Genomic DNA, 17,106 nt, shown 5'->3' on the forward strand with positions numbered 1-17,106 from the left:
CTCCGACTGGTCGGCGTGCCTCACGGACAACACCCAGAAAAAACTCTAGTCTGCAGACGTGCCCGAAACAGATCAATCGCTCCCCGCGGAGTTCGCCGCGGCTTTGGCCGCGATCCGCCGCGCCAGGAGCCGGGCCGAATTAGTCGTCACCGAGATTGCCGCGCCCGCCCAGCTCGCGCCGTACTCGATCGCCCTGGCTGCCAATATCAAGCCGGTGCGGCACGGCAGTGACTCCGACCTGGGAACGGGCCGGTTCATTCTGCTCTACGACCCGGAGGAACCCGAGGGCTGGAACGGTGCCTTCCGGGTGGTGTGTTTTGCGCAGGCTCCGCTCGAGGTGGAGATCGGGTTGGACCCGTTTCTGGCGGAGGTCACCTGGGCGTGGCTTGTCGATGCCCTGGACTCCCGCCAGGCCACGTACACCGCGGCCTCCGGAACGGCGACTAAAATAATCTCGTCAGGCTTTGGCGAACTCGCCAAACAGGGTGATGGCGCGCAGATTGAGCTGCGTGCGTCGTGGACACCCCTGGATCACAATCTCACCGCCCACGTCGAGGGGTGGGGCGAGCTGCTCTGCATGCTCGCCGGACTCCCTCCCGCTGGGGAAGGAGTCAGCATGTTGTCAGCACGCCGAGCAGCCCGTGGCTGAATCGCACCACCAGGTCATTGACACTCGCGAGGCCTACCTCGCCGCAACGGCCGCTCTGGCCGCTGGTGACGGGCCGGTCGGGGTCGACGCGGAACGGGCATCCGGCTTCACGTACTCGCAACGCGCGTACCTGATCCAGATCTATCGCCGCGGCGCCGGAACCTTTCTGTTCGACCCGCCGCCGATCGGCGACTTCAGCGAATTGAACGATGCCCTCGCCGACGCCGAGTGGATTCTGCACGCCGCGAGCCAGGACCTCGCCTGCCTGCGGGAGGTCGGACTCGACCCGGCACGCATCTTCGACACGGAACTCGCCGCCCGCCTGCTCGGCATTCCGCGGGTCGGGCTCGGCACGGTGGTGGAGGAGCTGCTCGGAATCCACCTCGCCAAGGAGCATTCGGCCGCGAACTGGTCGACCCGGCCGCTGCCCGAATCGTGGCTGATCTACGCCGCCCTCGACGTCGAGCTGCTGCCCGACCTGCGCGACCGTATGGTCGACCTGCTCGTGGAGTCCAACAAGACCGACATCGCCGATCAGGAGTTCGCCGCGACCCTGGCCAAGGAGGCCAAGGCCGCCCGCGTGGACCCGTGGCGGCGGCTGTCGGGCATCCACTCGCTGCACGGCCAGCGCAATCTGGCCGTAGCCCGCGAACTGTGGCTGGCCCGGGACGAATTCGCCCGCGAGGTCGATGTCTCCCCCGGGCGACTCGTTCCCGATGCGTCCCTGCTCGCCGCCGCCCGCGTGCTGCCGGCGACCCGCCAGGCGCTGTCCGACCTGCGGGAATTCAACGGACGGGCGAGCCGGAACGAGCTCGACCGTTGGTGGAGTGCGATCCAGCGCGGCCGCGCCACCGCCGACCTGCCAACGCTCAAAGCCAGCAACGATACCCTGCCGCCGCCGCGAGCCTGGGCCGACCGCAATCCGGAGGCCGACGTGCGGTACAAGGCGGCCCGCGCGGCGCTGCAGACCGTCACCGACGAACTCGAGATTCCCCTGGAGAACCTGCTCACCCCCGACTATCTGCGCCGGGTGGCGTGGTCGCCGCCGGAGCCAGCGGATGCGGCATCCGTTGGGGAGGCTTTGGCCAATTTTGGTGCCCGACGTTGGCAAGTTGACGTGACTGCACAATTAATTGCGGAAGCTTTTGTAGAAGTTCCACAAATTGCGGATCCCGTGTCGGATGTGGAGTCGTAGAAACCGGCAAACGATTCGGGCGGTAATTTGCGCCACCCTAGGATCGGTTCAGACCTAACAGGCCGCTTCGGATCTGTTTGACGTACGGGAGGCATTGTGGCCGAGAGAGCAGAAGTCGTCTTTGTGGACGGGGTTCGAACCCCGTTCGGACGCGCCGGCGAAAAAGGCATGTACTGGAACACCCGAGCCGACGACCTCGTGGTCAAAGCGATCATCGGACTGATGGAACGCAACCCGGGAGTGCCGTCGGAACGCATCGACGACGTCGCGATCGCGGCCACGACGCAGACCGGGGACCAGGGCCTGACCCTCGGTCGCACGGCCGCGCTGCTGGCCGGCCTGCCGAAATCGGTTCCCGGTTTCGCGATCGACCGCATGTGCGCCGGGGCAATGACCGCCGTCACCATGATGGGCGCTTCAATCGGTTTCGGCGCCTACGACCTCGCCATCGCCGGCGGCGTCGAGCACATGGGGCGCCACCCGATGGGTTTCGGCGCCGACCCGAACCCGCGGTTCCTGTCCGAGAAACTCGTGAGCGAGGACGCGCTCAACATGGGCGCCACCGCCGAACGCATTCACGACCGGTTCCCGGAATACACCAAAGAACGCTCCGACCGGTTCGCGCTGCGCAGCCAGCAGAAGGTCGCCGCTGCGTATGACGCCGGAAAGATCCAGCCCGACCTGATTCCCGTTGCCACGCGCAGCGAATCGGGCTGGGACCTCGCCACCCGTGACGAAGCTCCTCGACCGGAAACCACGATGGAGGGCCTCGCAACGCTGCGCACCCCCTTCCGTTCGCACGGGCGGGTCACGGCCGGCAACGCCTCCGGCCTCAACGACGGCGCCTCCGCGTGCCTGCTGTCCAGCGCTGCCACGGCCAAGGAACTCGGGCTCGGCGTGAAAATGACCATGACGAGCTTCGCCTTCGCCGGCGTCGAACCGGAGGTCATGGGCCTCGGCCCGGTTCCCTCCACCGAGAAGGCACTGCGCAAGGCCAGCCTGTCCATCACCGATATCGGGCTGTTCGAGCTCAACGAAGCCTTCGCCGTGCAGGTCATCTCCTTCTTGGACCATTTCGGCATCGACGATGAAGATCCCCGCGTGAACGAATACGGCGGGGCGATCGCGCTCGGGCATCCGCTCGCCTCCTCGGGCGTTCGCCTGATGAACCAGCTCGCCCACCAGTTCGAGTCCCACCCGGAAGTGCGCTACGGCCTCACCGCCATGTGCATCGGCCTCGGCCAGGGCGGCACCGTAATCTGGGAAAACCCGCACTTCAACAAGAAGGCAGCCAAGCGATGACCGACTACAGTTCTCTTGATTTCACCCCGCTGGTCGCGATTTCCGGCGACGAGATCGTCACGCACTGCTTCGTGCGCGACGTGCCCCTCGCCGCCGGCCGCACGCTGGCCCTGGTCACCCTCGACAACGGGCGCGACCACACCCGGCCGAACACGCTCGGCCCGCTGACGCTGCTGGAGTTCGCGGCGACCATGGACGAGCTGACCGCTCGAGCCGGGCGCGGCGAGATCCACGGTGTCGCCGTCACCGGCAAGCCGTTCATCCTCGCCGCCGGCGCGGACCTCAGCAAGATCGCGGAGATTCCCTCGCTCGAGGCGGGCAAGCTGCTGAGCCAGCTCGGCCACCATGCCTTCGGCAAGCTCGACACGCTCGGTGTGCCGTCCTTCGTGTTCATCAACGGACTCGCCCTCGGTGGCGGACTCGAGATCGGCCTGAACGCCAACTACCGCACGATCGACGCGGCCGTGCCGGCGATCGCGCTGCCCGAAGTATTCCTCGGCCTGATTCCGGGCTGGGGCGGCGCCTATCTGCTGCCCAACCTCATCGGCATCGAAAATGCCCTGAAAGTCGTCATCGAGAACCCCCTGAAGAACAACCGCACCCTCAGTGGGGCGGATGCCCTCGCGCTCGGCATCGCGGACGTCATGTTCACGTCGGCGCGGTTCCTGGAAGACTCCATTACCTGGGCAGACGGTGTCATCGCCGGCACTACAAAGGTGTCCCGCCCGAATGCGCCCGGCAAGATCGAGCGTCTCGTCAAATGGGACGTCGCCATCGGCATCGCCCGCAAGATGCTGGTGAACCGCATCGGCGAGGTCGCGAAGTCACCGTACGTGGCGCTCGACCTGTTGCAGGCCGCCAAGAGCGGCACCCGCGCCGAGGGGTTCCAGCGGGAAGACGCGGCCCTGGCCGGTCTCATCACGGGCGACCAGCTGCAGGCGAGCATCTACGCCTTCAACCTCGTGCAGAAACGCGCCAAACGGCCCGCGGGAGCACCGGACAAGAAACTGGCCCGTCCCATCACCAAGGTCGGCGTGATCGGTGCGGGCCTCATGGCGAGCCAGTTCGCGCTGCTCTTCGTGCGGCGCCTCAAGGTGCCGGTGGTCATCACCGACCTCGACCAGGCCCGCGTCGACAAGGGCGTGGCGTACATTCACGACGAGATCGCGGCGCTGCAGGCCAAGAACCGCATCTCCCCCGACGAAGCCAACCGGCTGCGGGCCCTGGTCACCGGAACCACCGACAAATCGTCGTTCTCCGACGCTGACTGGGTGATCGAGGCCGTCTTCGAAGAACTCGGCGTGAAGCAGTCCGTGTTCGCCGAAATCGAGAAGTTTGTGTCGCCCGAGGCCATCCTGGCGACCAACACCTCGTCGCTCTCGGTCGAGCAGATCGGGTCGAAGCTCGAACATCCGGAACGTCTGGTCGGGTTTCACTTCTTCAACCCGGTGGCGGTGATGCCGCTGATCGAGGTGGTCAACACCCCGCAAACGGACGAAGTCACCCTGGCTACTGCGATGGTCATCGCCGGCAAGCTTCGAAAGAACGCGGTGATCACTCGGGACACTCCCGGCTTCGTGGTGAACCGGGTTCTGGCCAAGCTGCTCGGTGAAGCGATGAACGCGGTCGACACCGGAACACCGTTCGAGGTCGTGGAAGCCGCGGTGGCGCCGTTCGGGCTGCCGATGACCCCGTTCGAGCTGCTCGAACTGGTCGGCCTCACCGTGGGGGCTCACGTGCTCGACACGCACCACGCAGCGTTCCCCGACCGCTTCTTCGAGAGCGACAACCTGCACAAGCTCGCCGTACACGGCAAGATCCTCGAGCGCGACGCCAAGGGCCGCCGCACCGGATTCGACAAGGGCGCACTGAAGATCGTCGCCGGAGGAACCGCGCCGATGACGGCCGAGCAGATTCTGCAGCGGGTTGAGGACGGCCTGGTCGACGAGATCAAGCGGATGCTGGACGACGACGTGGTGCACGCGGCCGAGGACATCGACCTGTGCATGATCCTCGGCGCCGGGTGGCCCTTCCAGATGGGCGGGATCACCCCGTACCTCGACCGGGTCGGCGCGAGCGAGCGAGTGTTCGGCGCAACGTTCCACACGCCAGCGATCCGCGGCATCGGTGCTGCGGTCGGGGCGGCATCCGCTCACAGTTAGCAAGAATGGGCCCGGCCATTGACCGGGCCCAACTTACGAAAGCGGGCCCATGATCGATCATGGTCCCGCTTTCCGGGCCCGGGCCCGGAACGAGTTCTTAGTCCCGGCGGGTCACCCGGATGGCGCCGGTGTCGGTGTGGCCTTCGGGCAGCGGCCGGGCGTGGGGAATCTTGCTGCCGAGCACCATGGCGACCACGTCGCGGGCGATTGCCTGCGGGGTCAGCCCGACCCGCTCGAGAATCTGAGCGCGGGTGCCGTGATCGAGGAATTGGTCGGGCAGGCCCAGTTCGGTCACCGCTGTGTCGACCCCGGCCTCCCGCAGATCCTGACGGATGCGCGTGCCGATACCGCCGACCCGGATGCCGTCCTCGATCGTGACGACGATGCGGTGCGCGGCCGCGAGGGTGATGATGCTCCGCGGCACGGGAACCACCCAGCGCGGGTCGACGACCGTGGCTCCGATCCCCTGCGCCGCCAGTCGGTCGGCCACGTCGAGTCCCATCGCGGCCATCGGGCCGACGGTGACGATGAGGACGTCTGCCTGGGTCGCTTCCTGCAGCACGTCGACGCCGTCGTCGAGGCGGCGAATCGCGTCGAATTCCAGCCCGACGCTGCCCTTGGGGAAGCGCAGCACCGTCGGGCCGTCGTCCACGACGACCGCCTCGGCCAGTTCCTCGCGCAGGCGCACCGAGTCACGCGGCGCGGCAAGGCGGATGTTCGGCACGACCTGCAAAATGGCGAGGTCCCACATGCCGTGGTGGCTGGGGCCATCGGGGCCGGTGACCCCGGCGCGGTCCAGCACGAAGGTGACACCGGCCTGATGCAGGGCGACGTCCATGAGCACCTGGTCGAAGGCCCGGTTGATAAAGGTCGCATAGAGCGCAACGACGGGGTGCAGGCCGCCGAAGGCGAGGCCCGCCGCGCTCGTCACGGCGTGTTGTTCGGCGATTCCCACGTCGTGCACGCGCGACGGGAACCGCTCGGCCATCTTGTGCAGCCCGGTCGGCCGGAGCATGGCGGCGGTGATGGCTACGATGCGCTCGTTCAGGGTCGCCAGCCGCAGCAGTTCGTCGGCAAAGACCGAGGTCCAGGAAGCCGCGCCCGGCTCTTCGACGGATTCTCCGGTTTCGGGGTCGATCTGACCGACCGCGTGGAACTGATCAGCGACGTCCTGAACGGCCGGGTCGTAGCCCTTGCCCTTCTGGGTGATGGCGTGCACGATGACCGGCGCGCCGTACCCCCTGGCCTGCGCGAGAGCCTCTTCCATCGCGTGCACGTCGTGCCCGTCGATGGGGCCGATGTATTTGATGTCGAGGTTGGAATACAGCGCCTCATTGTTGGTGACTCGGGCAAGGAAGCCGTGCATACCGCCGCGCACACCTCGCCAGACGGCCCGGCCGGGGGCGCCGAGACGATCGAACACGTCCTTGCTGGTGAGGTAGGCGTCCCGGTAGCTGGCCCGGGTGCGGACCGTGTTCAGAAAACGGGCCATACCGCCGATGGTCGGCGCGTAGGACCGACCGTTGTCGTTGACCACGATGATGAGCTTGCGCGTATTGTCATCGCTGATGTTGTTGAGGGCTTCCCAGGTCATGCCGCCGGTCAGGGCGCCGTCCCCGACGACGGCAACGACGTGCCGGTCGTCCTGGCCGGTCATCTCGAAGGCTCTGGAGATACCGTCGGCCCAGGACAGCGAGCTCGAGGCGTGCGAACTCTCGACGATGTCGTGTTCGGACTCGGAACGCTGCGGGTACCCGGCGAGCCCGTCGAACTGGCGAAGTTTGCTGAAGTCCTGGCGCCCGGTGAGCAGCTTGTGCACGTAGGACTGGTGTCCGGTGTCGAAGACGATCGCGTCAGTCGGCGAATGGAAGACCCGGTGGATGGCGATGGTCAGCTCGACGACGCCGAGGTTGGGCCCGAGGTGCCCGCCGGTCTTGGAAATCTCCCGTACCAGAAAGGAACGGATCTCGGCGGCGAGCTGGGGCAGTTGCTCTTTCGAGAGACCATCGAGGTCCCGGGGACCATGAATCGTCTCCAGAAGGATCATCCGTCACACCTTTCACGTTGCTGTACGAAACGAAGCCGTGGCCATCAAACGAAACCGGCGCGTAGACCCGAATGAATCGAGTCTACGCGCCGGCGTCGTACTGGAAGAGCGCGTGCAGCGAGCTGTTGAGCTCACGCCTTGGTCAACTCAAACGAGCGAGCGCAGCACGTATTGCAGGATGCCGCCGTTGCGGTAGTACTCGGCCTCGCCCGGGGTGTCGATGCGCACGATGGCATCGAACTCGACCGGTGCCTTACCGGCGGCCGAGAATTCACTCGGAACGCAGGTCACGTGCACGGTCTTCGGGGTCTTGCCGTTGTTCAGCTCGGTGATGCCCGAGATCGATACGATTTCGGTGCCGTCGAGGCCGAGCGAGTCGGCACTCTGGCCCACCGGGAACTGCAGGGGCACAACGCCCATGCCGATGAGGTTCGAGCGGTGAATCCGCTCGAAGCTCTCCACGATGACGGCCTTGACGCCGAGCAGGCTCGTGCCCTTGGCTGCCCAGTCCCGGCTGGAACCCGAACCGTACTCCTTGCCACCGAAGATGACGAGCGGGGTTCCGGCGGCCTGGTAGTTCTGGCTGGCATCGTAGATGTCGGCCTGCGGGCCTCCGGCGACGCTGAAGTCGCGGGTGAAACCACCCTCGACGTTGTCGAGGAGCTGGTTGCGCAGACGGATGTTCGCGAACGTTCCGCGAATCATGACCTCGTGGTTGCCGCGTCGCGAGCCGTAGGAGTTATAGTCGCCACGTTCGATGCCGTGCTCGGCCAGGTAGCGGCCGGCGGGGCCGTCTGCCTTGATCGAACCGGCGGGGCTGATGTGGTCGGTGGTGACGGAGTCGCCGAGCTTGGCGAGCACGCGGGCACCATTGATGTCGACCACCGGGCTGGTTTCGAGGCTCATGCCGTCGAAGTACGGGGGCTTCCGCACATAGGTGGACTCGGCGTCCCAGGCGAAGGTATCGCCGACGGGCGTTTCGAGCGACTGCCAGCGCTCGTCACCGTCGAAGACGCCGGCGTACTGGGTCTCGAACATGTTGGAGTCGATCGACTCGTCGATGGTCTTCTGCACCTCGGCGGCGTCGGGCCAGATGTCCTTGAGGAACACGTCGTTGCCTTCGGTGTCCTTGCCGAGCGAGTCGGTGTCGAAGTCGAAGTTCATCGTGCCGGCGAGGGCGTAGGCGATGACGAGCGGCGGGCTGGCGAGGTAGTTCATCTTCACGTCGGGGTTGATGCGCCCCTCGAAGTTGCGGTTACCAGAGAGCACTGCGGTGACGGCGAGGTCGTTTTCCTGCACGGCGGCGGAGATTTCGTCTTCGAGCGGGCCCGAGTTACCGATGCAGGTGGTGCAGCCGTAGCCGACGAGGTAGAAGCCGAGGTCTTCGAGGTAGCCGTTCAGGCCGGCCTTCGCGTAGTACTCGGTGACGACCTTGGAGCCGGGAGCGAGCGTGGTCTTGACCCACGGCTTGCTCTTGAGGCCCTTGAGGCTCGCGTTGCGGGCCAGCAGGCCGGCCGCGAGCATGACGGAAGGGTTCGACGTGTTGGTGCAGGAGGTGATGGCCGCGATCGCAACGGAACCGTTGTCGATCGTGAACTCACGGCCGTCGGCGAGGGTGACGTCGGTCGGCTGCGGGTGCGAGACCGTGGGGTGGCTGGTGTGACGGGCCAGGCCGCTCTCGAACGCGTGGTTGTGCGCGGTCACTTCGTCCTGCGGGGTGAGGCCGATCGGGTCGGAGGCGGGGAAAGTGCCCTCTATTGCCGCGTCCACGAGCGACACGGGCGCGTTGGCGTAGTTGTCGAGGTCGCGTTCGAATTGGGTCTTGGCCTCGGAGAGGATGATGCGGTCCTGCGGGCGCTTCGGTCCGGCGATCGAGGGAACGACCGTGGACAGGTCGAGCTCGAGGTACTCGCTGAAGATCGGCTCCTGGTCAGGGTTGTGCCAGAGGCCCTGCAGCTTCGAGTAGGCCTCGACGAGCGCGACCTGCTCCTCGCTGCGGCCGGTGAGGCGCAGGTAGCCGAGGGTGACGTCGTCGATCGGGAACATGGCGGCCGTCGAGCCGAACTCGGGGCTCATGTTGCCGATGGTGGCGCGGTTGGCGAGCGGCACGGAGGCGACGCCCGAGCCGTAGAATTCGACAAACTTGCCGACGACGCCGTGCTTGCGGAGCATCTGCGTGATGGTGAGCACGACATCCGTTGCGGTGACGCCGGCGGGGATGATGCCGGAGAGCTTGAAGCCGACAACCTTGGGGATGAGCATGGACACCGATTGGCCGAGCATGGCTGCTTCGGCTTCGATTCCGCCGACGCCCCAGCCGAGCACGCCGAGGCCGTTGACCATGGTCGTGTGCGAGTCAGTGCCGACGCACGTGTCGGGGTAGGCCTGCAGTACACCGTTGCCAAATGAGTCAAGCACAGTGCGCGTCATGGTAACGCGGGCGAGGTATTCGATGTTGACCTGGTGCACGATTCCGGTTCCCGGCGGCACGACCTTGAAGTCGTCGAACGCGGTCTGGCCCCAGCGGAGGAACTGGTAACGCTCACCGTTGCGCTCGTATTCGATCTCCACGTTGTGCTCGAACGAGTCGGACGTGCCGAACAGGTCGGCGACGACGGAGTGGTCGATGACCATTTCGGTCGGGGCGAGGGGGTTGATCTTCTTGGCGTCGCCGCCGAGTTCGACGAGGGCTTCGCGCATGGTGGCGAGGTCGACGATGCAGGGAACGCCGGTGAAGTCCTGCATGACGACGCGAGCCGGCGTGTACTGGATCTCGGTGTCGGGCTCCGCGGTGGGGACCCACTCGCCGAGGGCACGAATGTGCTCGGCGGTGATGTTGGCGCCGTCCTCGGTGCGGAGGAGGTTCTCCAGCAGCACCTTCAGGCTGTATGGCAGCTTCTCATAACCGTCGACCGCGTCCAGACGAAAGACCTCATAGTCCGTCGAACCGACGCGCAGAATGTCTTTGGCTCCGAAGCTATTAACCGCGGTATTCGTTGATTCCGACACAATGCCCTCTCCGTTGTGGGAGCCGACGGGATACCGGCGGCAATCCTCAATTCTTGTGGCGAGCACAGCCTCGTGCCAGCAAGGCAAGCCTAACCAGCGGATGCCGGGGGCTGCCTCTTTCCATCGAGTTGCGTCGGCGAGTTCTCACCGAACAACTATCTTGACGTCGAGATAACTCTAGCAGTGACCGAGCACGCTTTGGCGTCGTGAATCAAGCCGAGTCGGACGTCTCCGCTGTGCGATAAACGGACCGCACCATGAGCCAGGAGACGACGAGCAGCGGCGCGTAGAGCGGGATGCCCATGAGCAGTTTCATCGAGGCGAGCAGTTCAGTGTTGTCGGCGAGGTAGAGCGGCAGCTGCACGGCGAGGCGGCCGAGGAAGAGGCCGGACCAGCACAGCGTCAGGATGGTGAGCACGCGACGCTTGCTGGCGTCGAGGCGCCAGGCGACGCCGTCACCCATGAGAAAGCCGACGGCCACGCCGATGAGAGGCCAGCCTACGAGCACCGAGATGAGCAGGGCTGCGCCGTAGCCGGCGTTGGTCCAGAGCCCAAGGAGGAAGAAGTCCGAGGGTTTACCGGAGAACAGTGCGAGGGCAACGCTGATCGCTGTGCCGACCAGCCCACCGACGGCTGGCATCGTGGTCTGCTTCGTGATCGCACGCAGGACGACGAAGATCACGCCGATCACGAGGGGCGCAATCAGTGACGGCAGCAGGGCGCCGATCGTCACGTCGGTGGACGGGTCGATCGTGAGCGAGTAGGTCACCAGAAAGACCAGACCGGGAAGTACAGCTTCGACCAGACCGCGGATGCCGCCCATCGCCTGCAGCAGCGCGTGCCCGCTGATCGGCTCCCCCTCGGTCGCCGCACCGAAGCCGGCGCGGCGGGCCGCTCCGGCCATCGAGTCGGCGAACAGTTCGGACGCCGTGGGCGGCACGGCTCCTGGTTCGTCGGGCTCGTGCGGCTGCTCTGGCCGATCCTGCTCGCTCATGCCTGGTCAGACTGCCTGGTCAGACCGCAGTGGTCTCGGTCGCCCCGGCGGGGGTGGCCGGCATGCGCAGCGGAATCAGGTCGCGCGGCGGCATCGGGGTCGATCCGCGCACGACGACGATGCTGCGGAACAGGTCTTCGATCTGCGCTGCGGCGTCCGGGTCGATCGCCCCTTCGCCGGCGATCACTCCGCGCAGGAACCAGCGTGGGCCGTCGACGCCGATGAAGCGGGCGAGGCGGGTGACGCCGCCGGCTTCCTGGCCGGCCGCGACGGGGATCTCGGCGACGAGTTCGGGGCCGAACGGTCCTTCGCGGGGAGTCGTGGTGCCGCCCTGCTTGCCGATCTGGTCGGCGATCTGATCACGAATCTCGTGCCACAGGCCGCTCGAGCGCGGCGCCGCGAACGGCTGCACCTGCAGGGTCGAACCGGCGAAGTCGAGACCGATCGCCACGACCCGCTTACTGCCCTCTTCAATTTCGAGGCGCAGGTGCAGGCCTTCACGCGGGAGGATCTTGATTCCTCCGAGGTCGACATAGGGACGTACCGGGTTGGCCTCTGACTCATCGAGGGGGCCATCGGTCTCGCGGTCGTCGGGAGCCGACTTCGGCATGCTGGCGGGGATCTCCCCCGGGTTCGTGAGGCCGCTCACTGGTTGTCTCCTGTCTGCGGGGCCGTTCGGCCGGGCACTGGTGCGCTGTCTGTTGGAGTGGCGTGAACGCCGGTCGAGCCGAAGCCACCCTCGCCGCGCTGGCTGCCGGGCAGCTTCTCGACGGCAATGAACGTTGCGCGGGCGACGGGAATGACGAGGAGCTGGGCGATACGATCGCCGACCGCGATCGAGAACGGCTCGGTCAGGTCGGTGTTCAGCAGGGCCACCTTGATTTCGCCGCGGTAGCCGGCATCCACTGTTCCTGGAGCGTTCACGATGGTGATGCCGTGCTTGATGGCGAGCCCGCTGCGGGGAACCACGAACGCCGCAAATCCGTCGGGCAGGGCGATCGACACGCCGGTGCCGACAAGTGCACGGGTTCCCGGAGCGAGCACAAGGCCTTCAGCCGCGTGCAGGTCGGCCCCGGCATCACCGGGGTGTGCGTAGTTCGGGAGGATGGATGCCTGGATCAGGACTTCGACGCTTTCTACCACGTGTCGAGGGTAGTGCAAATATCTGATCGAATAGAGCCATGCCTGATTACCGCGAAAAACTGTGGCCCAACGCCTGGGCCTTCATCGTCACCGCCCTGGTGATACCAGCGAGCATCCTCGTGCTCGTCCCCATCTCCCTGTTTGCCGGCATCGTCACGGCTGCCGTCCTCTACGGCGGCTGCGTGCTGCTGCTCGTGCTGGCGGCGCCCGTCGTGCGCGTGCAGAATGGCGAATTGATCGCCGGTCCCGCCACGATCTCCACCAAACTGCTCGGCGAAGCCACGGTCTTCGAGAAGTCCGAGGCTACCCAGGAGCGTGGGCCCCGACTGGATGCCCGGGCCTGGCTGCTCATCCGTGGCTGGGTCGACCCGGTCGTGCGGGTGCCCATCGTGGATGCGACCGACCCGGCACCGTACTGGATCATTTCCAGCCGGCACCCAACAGAGTTGGCCGCCGCGATCAATAAATCGCGAACGGCCAACGTGGGGTGATGCTGGTGCTGCAGTTGAGCAGTACTTAGGAGTCGCACTCCAGGCAGACGGTGCCGAGCTTGGTTTCGTGGCCCATCTGCGAACGGTGCTTCACCAGGAAGCAATTCACGCAGGTGAACTCGTCGGCCTGCGCGGGCAGAACGACGACATCGAGGTCCAGCTCGGACAGGTCGGCGCCCGGAAGGTCGAATCCACCGGGGTTGTCGGAGTCGTCGACATCAACGCTGCCGGACATTTTGTCTGGCACACGTTCCTTGAGGGCCTCGATCGACTCGGAGTCGTCTTCAGTCTTTCGGGGTGCGTCGTAATCGGTTGCCATGCCCATCCATTTCAGTTACGCCGATAAACGAAATCGGCGGGCACAGTTTCCAACAATCCGGACGGAATAGCAAACCGTCCGCCAACTTTTATTCGGACACGAAGAAACAACTTGCGGCACGCCCGGCGTATTCCCGCGAATAAGCACCAACCCGTGGCAGTCTTGCAGCCAACGGTAATCGCGAGAGGGCTTGTCTTCATGCAGGAATTGAAGGTTATTGGGGTTGAGAACGGTGCGCTGCTCGCAGCGTCCGAAGATGGCGATCGGTATCGCATCGCCATCGACGAGGTTCTTCAGTCCCGGCTTCGCCAAACCCAGACGGAACGCACGAACGCACCGAAGTTGTCTCCTCGGGAGGTTCAGGCGCACATCCGCTCCGGCATGTCTGCCGAAGACGTCGCTGCCGTCACCGGTGCGTCACTCGACTACGTGCGCCGGTTTGAAGGCCCGGTCGTGGCCGAGCGGGAGTACATCGTCTCGTCGGCCCTGAGCGTTCCGGTGCACACCGCCATCGACCCAGACCCGATCGACGAGAACGTCAACTTCGGCAGCGTCATTCGGGAACGCCTCGCCTCACTCGGTGCGACCGGTGAACGCTGGGCGAGCTGGAAAGAGCCCGGCGGCGGCTGGATCGTCAAGTTGTCGTTCACCGCCGACGAAATCGACCACGATGCCCGCTGGGGTTTCGAGCCGAAGAAGAACGCGCTGTCTCCGATCGGCAGCGAAGCCATCGCGCTGTCGCAGCAAGGTGAGCTCAAAGGCTCGCTGATTCCGCGCCTGCGCGCAGTCGGCTCGGAAACGAGTGCCGCCGACGTGTCGCGCTTCGACAGCAACGCCTTCAATTTCAAGGAATCCCTCGCCGACGAGATTCTGAACGACACCAGCCCGAACCTCGAAGCCGTGCCCTACTCCCGCGGGGCCATCCGGGACGATGCGGTGTCGAAAGCAGCGATCAAACGCGCCGCGGAGCCGGTCTCGAACATGAGCGAGACCGCCGACCTCCTGGAATCCCTGCGTCGTCGCCGCGGTGAACGTGAGGCGGCATCGAGCGGGGCTGCGTCGGGCGGTGCAACGCCCAGCGGGACGGCGGCGGCCGAGCCGACGGCATCCGCTTCAGGACAGCACCCCGTGCAGCACCCCGTGCAACCGTCGGCTTCGCAACCGGCAGCGTCACTCCGGCCGCGTCGGGCCGCTCCGACCGATTCCGCTATCACCGACGAGTCCAGTGCGGCGCCGGCCACCACGCCGGAGCCCACCGGAAACGCCTGGGCAAACCAGGCAGCCAGGGCGCAGGAACGCACCAACCACGGGCGCACGACGACCAAACGCGGGCGTGCCTCAATGCCGAGCTGGGACGAGATCGTGTTCGGCGCTCGCACCGACGACGACCTCGGCTGAATCCAAACCAGCTAGCCGGCGAGCCAGGCGTAGCGACGCTGCGGACGGCCCGTCTGGCCGTAACGCAGGCTGACCGCGGCCTGACCGGTGGTCACGAAATACTCCAGGTATTTGCGGGCCACCACCCGGGACAGGCCGAGCAGTTCGGCGCACTCCGACGCGGCCAGGTCCGGTGCGCTGCCCGCGAGGGCGGCTGCGGCCAACGAGGCTGTCTCCTTGCTCAGGCCTTTCGGCAGGGCTCCGACCGTGTCCACAATCGGCAGAGCGGATGCCCGCTCCAGCGCCTGGTCCAGGTCGCTCTGGCTCAGGTCACCACTGCCACCGAGCAGCCGACGCCGTTCGGCGTACGCCGCCAGCCGGGACTGCAACTCGGTGATCTTGAACGGCTTGAGCAGGTAGCTCACGATGCCGCCCTGCAGCGCCGCGGTAACCATCTCGGCCTCCCGGGCGGCACTGAGCACAAGAAAGTCCACGTCGTGTCCGGCATTTCGGGCCCGACGGATCACGTCGAGTCCGGTCATGTCGGGCAGGTACATGTCGAGCAGCACGAGGTGCGGCGACCCCGGCGCTATCCGACACATCTGGGCAATCTGGGCGAGGGCGGCTGAGCCGGTCGACGCGACGCCAACCACGGTGAAGCCGGGCTGCTGCGCCACGATGCGTTCGTGGGCGCGCGCGACCATGAAATCGTCGTCGACGACGAGGACGTCACACACGGGTTTGCTCCTCCGTTGCGCGGGGCCGGGAGCCGTCGACGGGAAGCACGGCCTCGAACACGGCACCGTTCTCGCCTCGATAGCCGACCGATCCCCCGCGACGCGTTGCGACCAGACGCACGATCGCAAGGCCGTAACCGTGGGAGTCTCCCCCGGCCAGTGCCGATTTGCTCGTGACCCCGACCTCAAATACCCGATCGACGAGCGCGGTGTCGATACCGGGCCCCGAGTCGCTCACCGTCACCCGCACCGCACCCGAAACGGTCTGCACGTCGAGACGCACGCTACGCTCCCTGGCCCCGGTGACGGCATCGAGGGCGTTGTCGATGAGGTTTCCGAGCACCGTGACGAGGTCCGCGGACAGGTCGGCATCGACCCGGGCCAGGGCCGATTCGGGTGAGAGCACGAGCGTCGCACCGCGTTCGCGGGCGAGCGAGGTCTTGGCGATCACGAGCGCGGCGACCGCCGGCTCCTGCAAGCGGGTCAGCACCGAGTTGTCGAGCTCGGTGCGGTCACGCGTCACGGCGTCGACGTACTCAACCGCGGCGTCGGTGTCGCCGAGCTGCAGGAGCATCGAGATGGTGTGCAGCCGGTTGGCGAATTCGTGGGTTTGGGCTCGGAGGGTATCGGTGGCCTGCCGACTGCTGCCCAGATCGTACTGCAGGGTGACCAGCTCGGTGCGGTCACGCACGGTCGTGACGACCTCGGGCCGGGACCTGGGCGGGTGGATCAGCGTCTGGTTGAGTACGAGCAACACCCCGCGGTTCACGAACACCGTGTCGATCGCGCCCACCTCCTGCGGGCGCAGGGCTCGCACGGCCTCTGCATCGAGGCCGACCGTGTCGATCGCGCGACCCTCCGCGTCTGCCGGTAGACCGAGCAGGGTGCGGGCGCTGTCATTGGCGAGCGTGATGAGCCCGTCGGTGTCGACGGCGATCACCCCTTCCCGGATGCCGTGGATCATGGCATCCCGATGCTCGACCAGTCGGCCGATCTGTTCCGGCTCGAGGCCCAGGGTCTGCCGTTTCACCCGGGCAGCGAGCAGCAGTGATCCGGCGACGCCGAGCACCCCGGCCACGCCGACGTAGACGAGCAGGTTCGGCGCCGCGCTCGCGAGCAGCTCGGCCACGGGCGGAAATTGGCGGGCGGCGACGACCGTGCCCACCACCTCCCCGGAGTTCGACAGTACCGGCACCTGCGCGACCACGTACTCGTTGGTCCCGATCGGTGCAACGCCGGCCCACGAGGCATCGGATTCATCAGGCGTCGGATCGATGGCGAGATCGGCCCCGAGCAGCCATGGGTCGGCGGGTGAGGCGATCACTCGGCCGACGGCATCCGTCACGAGCAATTGGTCGACTCCCGTCGTGGTGCGGAGCGCCTCGACCGGTACCGAGAACTGCTGGGGCACCGCCGCACCGGAGAGCAGGCTGCGCACGAGCGGGTTGGCCGCGCTGTATTCGGCGACCGTCAGCATGCGTCGCTGGGCGCCGCTCTCAAAGCTGCTGCGGGTCTGCTCGAGCGAAATGGCCGTGACGGCAACGAGAACGAGCGCGATCAGGCTCAACTGGAATAGGAGCAGCTGGCGGGTCAGGCTGAGCCGGCTCGAGCGGATGCCTGACCCGCGCGGGCGCGGTGTCAGGTGCTCTCGATCGTCTCTGGCCATAAGAGATAATCCCTC

Annotated in this window: 14 protein-coding genes; 6 read left to right on the plus strand and 8 right to left on the minus strand. The window is 66.3% G+C overall.

Going from position 1 to position 17,106, the window contains the following annotated elements; all coding sequences use genetic code 11:
- Positions 1–58: 58 nt before the first annotated feature.
- From E3O06_RS03085 to E3O06_RS03100, 4 genes are all read left to right on the plus strand, one after another.
- Positions 59–649, plus strand: coding sequence for a DUF3000 domain-containing protein (locus E3O06_RS03085; protein ID WP_134501527.1), 591 nt, complete (start codon positions 59–61; stop codon positions 647–649).
- Positions 642–1,844 carry an HRDC domain-containing protein gene (locus E3O06_RS03090; protein ID WP_174843200.1) on the plus strand — a complete coding sequence of 401 codons (1,203 nt, stop codon included), beginning with the start codon at positions 642–644 and terminating at the stop codon, positions 1,842–1,844. The genes E3O06_RS03085 and E3O06_RS03090 overlap by 8 nt, the downstream gene beginning before the upstream one ends.
- Before the next feature lie 96 nt (positions 1,845–1,940).
- Positions 1,941–3,146 (plus strand): thiolase family protein, encoded by a 1,206-nt coding sequence (locus E3O06_RS03095; RefSeq protein WP_134501528.1) that lies wholly within the window; start codon positions 1,941–1,943, stop codon positions 3,144–3,146.
- A complete protein-coding gene (locus tag E3O06_RS03100) occupies positions 3,143–5,308 on the plus strand; it encodes a 3-hydroxyacyl-CoA dehydrogenase NAD-binding domain-containing protein (RefSeq protein WP_134501529.1) in 2,166 nt (721 codons plus the stop codon). Before E3O06_RS03095 ends, E3O06_RS03100 begins: the two co-directional genes overlap by 4 nt.
- A 97-nt stretch (positions 5,309–5,405) precedes the next feature.
- On the opposite strand, the gene dxs is transcribed toward E3O06_RS03100, so the two are convergent.
- The 5 genes from dxs to dut form a co-directional block, all read right to left on the minus strand.
- Positions 5,406–7,355, minus strand: coding sequence for a 1-deoxy-D-xylulose-5-phosphate synthase (gene dxs, locus E3O06_RS03105; protein ID WP_134501530.1), 1,950 nt, complete (start codon positions 7,353–7,355; stop codon positions 5,406–5,408).
- Between the two features lie 147 nt (positions 7,356–7,502).
- Positions 7,503–10,364, minus strand: coding sequence for an aconitate hydratase (locus E3O06_RS03110; protein WP_134501531.1), 2,862 nt, complete (start codon positions 10,362–10,364; stop codon positions 7,503–7,505).
- Between the two features lie 211 nt (positions 10,365–10,575).
- Complete coding sequence (locus E3O06_RS03115) at positions 10,576–11,358, minus strand: DUF3159 domain-containing protein (RefSeq protein ID WP_134501532.1); 783 nt, start codon at positions 11,356–11,358, stop codon at positions 10,576–10,578.
- Positions 11,359–11,377: 19 nt separating this feature from the next.
- On the minus strand, positions 11,378–11,968 hold the full coding sequence (locus E3O06_RS03120) for a DUF3710 domain-containing protein (RefSeq protein ID WP_134501672.1): 591 nt from the start codon (positions 11,966–11,968) through the stop codon (positions 11,378–11,380).
- A 35-nt stretch (positions 11,969–12,003) separates the two neighbouring features.
- Entirely contained in the window at positions 12,004–12,501 is a 498-nt protein-coding gene (gene dut, locus E3O06_RS03125) for a dUTP diphosphatase (protein WP_134501533.1), read from the minus strand.
- 38 nt (positions 12,502–12,539) lie between these two features.
- On the opposite strand from dut, the gene E3O06_RS03130 reads away from it, so the two are divergent.
- Complete coding sequence (locus E3O06_RS03130; RefSeq protein WP_134501534.1) at positions 12,540–12,992, plus strand: DUF3093 domain-containing protein; 453 nt, start codon at positions 12,540–12,542, stop codon at positions 12,990–12,992.
- A gap of 25 nt (positions 12,993–13,017) precedes the next feature.
- Here the strand turns inward: E3O06_RS03130 and E3O06_RS03135 are convergent, their stop codons facing one another.
- Positions 13,018–13,311, minus strand: a complete 294-nt coding sequence (locus E3O06_RS03135; protein ID WP_134501535.1) for a DUF4193 domain-containing protein — start codon at positions 13,309–13,311, stop codon at positions 13,018–13,020.
- A 198-nt stretch (positions 13,312–13,509) separates the two neighbouring features.
- Between E3O06_RS03135 and sepH the strand changes: the two genes are divergently transcribed.
- Positions 13,510–14,709, plus strand: a complete 1,200-nt coding sequence (sepH, locus tag E3O06_RS03140) for a septation protein SepH (protein ID WP_134501536.1) — start codon at positions 13,510–13,512, stop codon at positions 14,707–14,709.
- 11 nt (positions 14,710–14,720) lie between these two features.
- On the opposite strand, the gene E3O06_RS03145 is transcribed toward sepH, so the two are convergent.
- Positions 14,721–15,425, minus strand: coding sequence for a response regulator (locus tag E3O06_RS03145; RefSeq protein ID WP_134501537.1), 705 nt, complete (start codon positions 15,423–15,425; stop codon positions 14,721–14,723).
- Positions 15,418–17,091, minus strand: a complete 1,674-nt coding sequence (locus E3O06_RS03150) for a sensor histidine kinase (RefSeq protein WP_134501538.1) — start codon at positions 17,089–17,091, stop codon at positions 15,418–15,420. Before E3O06_RS03150 ends, E3O06_RS03145 begins: the two co-directional genes overlap by 8 nt.
- Between the last annotated feature and the right edge of the window lie 15 nt (positions 17,092–17,106).

This window comes from Cryobacterium glaciale (assembly GCF_004402535.1).
Lineage (GTDB): Bacteria > Actinomycetota > Actinomycetes > Actinomycetales > Microbacteriaceae > Cryobacterium > Cryobacterium glaciale.